This is a genomic window from Chamaesiphon sp. VAR_69_metabat_338, from assembly GCF_031423935.1.
Classification (GTDB): domain Bacteria; phylum Cyanobacteriota; class Cyanobacteriia; order Cyanobacteriales; family Chamaesiphonaceae; genus Chamaesiphon.
The window spans coordinates 1-4,233 of the sequence record NZ_JANPGM010000641.1; the positions used below are offsets into that span (position 1 = coordinate 1).

At 49.3% G+C, this 4,233-nt stretch carries 4 protein-coding genes; 2 read left to right on the plus strand and 2 right to left on the minus strand.

What is annotated here, in order from left to right:
* Positions 1-725 (minus strand): ATP-binding protein (locus RMO84_RS17670; protein ID WP_310489750.1); only part of this gene is annotated, 725 nt, incomplete at its 3' end.
* A gap of 367 nt (positions 726-1,092) precedes the next feature.
* On the opposite strand from RMO84_RS17670, the gene RMO84_RS17675 reads away from it, so the two are divergent.
* Together RMO84_RS17675 and mscL are read left to right on the plus strand one after the other, a co-directional pair.
* Positions 1,093-2,610, plus strand: a complete 1,518-nt coding sequence (locus RMO84_RS17675; RefSeq protein ID WP_310489751.1) for a hypothetical protein — start codon at positions 1,093-1,095, stop codon at positions 2,608-2,610.
* A 296-nt stretch (positions 2,611-2,906) separates the two neighbouring features.
* Complete coding sequence (gene mscL, locus RMO84_RS17680) at positions 2,907-3,344, plus strand: large conductance mechanosensitive channel protein MscL (protein WP_310489752.1); 438 nt, start codon at positions 2,907-2,909, stop codon at positions 3,342-3,344.
* Between the two features lie 73 nt (positions 3,345-3,417).
* On the opposite strand, the gene RMO84_RS17685 is transcribed toward mscL, so the two are convergent.
* Positions 3,418-4,233: methionine gamma-lyase family protein (locus RMO84_RS17685; RefSeq protein WP_310489753.1), on the minus strand; the 816-nt coding region annotated here is incomplete at its 5' end.

A 4,233-nucleotide genomic window follows, 5' to 3' on the forward strand; every position in this document is an offset into this window, starting at 1 on the left:
TGGGGATTGAGATCGAAATCCGAGCGTTGTTCGACAATTTGGACGCGGAGTGCTGGCTCTTTGACAGTACGGATTTCGGCGTGCATCCCAAATCTGTCGAGTAACTGGGGGCGTAGCTCACCTTCTTCAGGGTTGCCAGAACCAACCAAGACAAAGCGGGCGGGGTGCCGGATCGAGATCCCTTCGCGTTCGACGGTATTCCAGCCCGAAGCTGCTGAATCGAGCAAGACATCGACAAGGTGATCGTCAAGGAGATTGACCTCATCGACATAGAGGATACCGCGATTGGCTTTGGCGAGCAGTCCGGGTTCAAAGGCTTTGACACCCTCGGCTAATGCCTTCTCAATATCGATCGTGCCGCAGACGCGATCTTCAGTAGCTCCAAGCGGTAAATCGACCATCGGTACTTTCTTAGTAGCGACGGGAAACGTGGCATGTGTGGTTAAAAATTCTTGACGCAGCTCCTCGCTCATCAGATCGGGGTCGCTGGGATGGCTGTTGAAAGGATCGCCAGCAACGACATCAATCTCCGGTAACAGATCGGCTAGTGCTCGAATCGTAGTTGATTTGCCCGTACCGCGATCGCCCATGATCATCACACCACCAATAAAGGGGTCGATGACATTCAATAACAGAGCTAATTTCATTTCCTCCTGCCCCACGATAGCAGTGAATGGAAATACAACCCGACGCGCTGTAGCGGGCGATTGGATAGTAGCAGTCACGATCGTTACCTATATTAAATAATGTTGATTATTGCCCTTTATTATAAGGGTTTGCGGGACGGGCGCGGAGTCGAGATCGAGATCGCCGCGTGCCAAGGCAATCGGCCAAGAGTTGGTTCAAAGCCAGGAGCATGGGGATAGTTCGAGGCATCAAATCGATCGATCGACGAGTATTCTGGTTAACAACACACCTCAGGCACGCGATCGCCACAAGTAGCTAGATGTAAATTAATGCGCTTATTTTCAGCATAAAGTCCATTTAGAACGATCGAGCCAACAGATATAATGTTGAGCGACTTAACTGATTTGTGGCATACCAAATTAGATGGCACATAATATTGCTAACCAATTTTAGGAGGTATGTTGCTTGAGTAACGCAGTTAACGATCTAGGCGACAATAATTTATTTGACAATCGGAGGGATACAGATGCCGAAATCGCTCGACAAGCATCATCCTCCCTCGATAGCGATGCTGCCGTGCCAACTGGAGATCTATCCGTCACAGCTGAAGTGTCAGCAAATCTTCCACAAGTCGCGCCTTCATCAACACCAGTCCGCTATCCCGATCCAGAACGTCAATGGCTGCGGGACGCCCTAGCCTCAATTTCCGCCATCCCCGAAACAGCCAACCAATCGCTCGGTACAGATGCTACCTTATCGGAATTAGCTAATCTCGATCGAGATCCCTTGCCGCTCGATCGCTCACATGCAGACGTAAATGTCGAACTCGATTTGTTACTCGGATCTTTACAAATAGCCACGCCACAGCCCCCGCAGTCAGGATCTGCCGTTACTGTTAATTCTATCGATCGGATTCCATCCCGGATCTCGACAGTCGAACCTGTCACCCACAGTCAACAGTTGCTCCAAGAGCTAAACGATGCGCGATCGCAACTTACGGCGGCTCAAACCATACTGCAACTATTAAATCGGCGCAATCAAGCTCAAATCGATCGCGTCGATGCCCATACTCAAGAAGTCAAGCAAATCAAGTTTCACACTCAACAGTTAGCACTATATAGCAAAAGTCAGGTGGAAATCGTCCGCGAACTGCTCGACGCATTCGATCGCATTCGCCTGGAGATCGTGGCTACACTAGATCGGGTTGGCGGCTACGAGCAGATTCGAGAACTGAGCGTTCGACTCGAAACCGCCCGTCAGAACTTACTTACTGCCAGCAATACGGTGACAGCAACCCTTGGCGAACGTGTTGCTGCCGAACGCGCAGCTTTTGATGCCGAGCTACAATCGCTCCAGCGCGAAGTTGCTGACGATCGCGATCGTTCGGCGGCTAAATTACGCCAGTATCAAGAGTCAGTTGAGAGTTTAGCGCAAACGATCGGTGCCGATCGGTTGCAAACGATGGAGATGAGCGCAAAACTCACCGAGATCGATAGTTTGGAAGATCGCTTAACAGTAATGCACGATCGGGTTGTCCAAAAATCCCAAACGCTGGAATCCAAAATTTCTCAGATCGAGCGAGGTTTTGGCGAACTTTCCCAATCGATCCAATCAGAAAAGGAGCAGTTCTATGCTTTAACTGTCGAAACGATCGAAAAAGCCGATCTGCTGCGCTCGCACTTAACCCAAATCGCCAACCAGATCGATGACGATCGCGCGATGATATCTCAGCTACGGGCTGAAGTGGCACAGATCGACAGGTCTATTCCCACCCAAATCGAGCGACAATTGGACAGCGCATTGAATGTCCGCGATCGCGAACTGCTAGCGATCTGTGACGATCTCCAAGCTCGTCATCGTCAGGGTGTTGCCACCATTAAAAAACTCTCGAACTGGCTATGGATCTTATCTGTGACGGTAGGGGCGATTTCGATCTTGTCAATCTGTATTGCCATCAGCTTCAAGCGAGCCGCACTATTTTAGTGCCAGTCATTGACAATTATTTACATGCTTGGCGAGAAAATTTGGCTGATTTCAATCGAGCTAACGAGCTGTTTCATCATATTTATTCAGCGTCGATCGTGCTAGAAATTGCTACCTAAATCGGTCTGGTATATATCAGTCTAGGTAGCGATCGAATACTATTTGCAACATTTACAACAGTTAATAATGTCAGTCAAATCGATTGCTTAAAAAAGATCGAGTTTTCGACCAACTAAGATATAATAATCTTCCAAACCACTATTTATTTAAGATCGAGATAGGAACAGCTAAAACTTATGACAATGAGATCTTCTAGAACGGCAGCAACCGGATTTATTAAAGACTTTCAAGACTTTGTGATCAAAGGTAATATTTTTGACTTGGCGATCGCCGTAGTCATGGGTGGAGCTTTTGGCAAAGTAGTCGAGTCCTTAATCAAGGATGTAATTACGCCAGCAATTCTCGAACCAGTAATCAAAGCCAGCGGGGCTAAGGACTTAGAAGGGTGGGTAGTTGGTGCAGCCAAGTTAGGCTTGTTTCTGTCCAATATCATCACCTTTCTCGTCGTTGCACTCGTCATCTTCATGATGGTTAGAGCGATGGCCAAATTCAAACGGAAAGAGGAAAAGATGGACGCAGCAGACACGAAAGAGTGTTCGTACTGCCTATCGACAATTCCGATCGCCGCCAGCAAGTGCGGTCATTGTACTTCGGATTTACCGCCAACGATGTAGGCTTGAGGTTTTAGGCTTTAGGCTTTAGGCTTTAGGGGTGAGGAATTAAGCTAATTCCTCACCCCTAAATTTTTTAGTTATCGATCGCTTCAATTGCTGCTACTGCTGCTTCCAGGGCGATCGAGATATGCGTCCAGTGGGTGCCACCCTGACAAAAAGCGGTGTAGGGTTCGCGCAGGGGGCCATCAGCCGAAAATTCCGACGTACTGCCATCGATAAATGTCCCACCGGCCATAATTAACTCGCTCTCATAGCCGTGGAGATTGCCAGGTACGGGATCGACATAGGCATCGATCGGGGAATTTTGCTGGATCGATCGACAAAAGGCAATCAGCTTGGCGCGCGAACCGAATTTAATCGCTTGAATCACATCGCGACGCGGTGCCAAAGGTAACGGATTGACGGGATAGCCCAACTTATCGAAGACGTAGGCGGTCAAGTGATTGCCCTTCATCGCTTCGCCGACCATTTGGGGCGCGAGAAATAAACCTTGAAATAACAAGCGATTTTGGTCGAAAGTTGCGCCGCCAGAGGAGCCGATGCCCGGAGCCGTGAGCCGACATGCTGCTGCTTCGACCAAATCCGCTCGTCCTGCGACATAGCCGCCGCCTGTGGCGATCGTCCCGCCAGGATTTTTAATTAACGAGCCAGCAATCAGATCGGCACCCACGGCAGGCGGTTCGCGATCTTCGACAAATTCACCATAGCAATTGTCCACAAAGCAAATCGTCTCGGGGTTTTGACGCTTGACGATCTGCACGATCCGTTCGATGTCCGCGATCGCTAGAGACGATCTCCAAGCATAGCCGCAGGAACGCTGAATTAAGACCATACGGGTGTTGTTTTTAACCGCCTGACCTAAACCATCCCAATCGATCCCGCCGTCGCT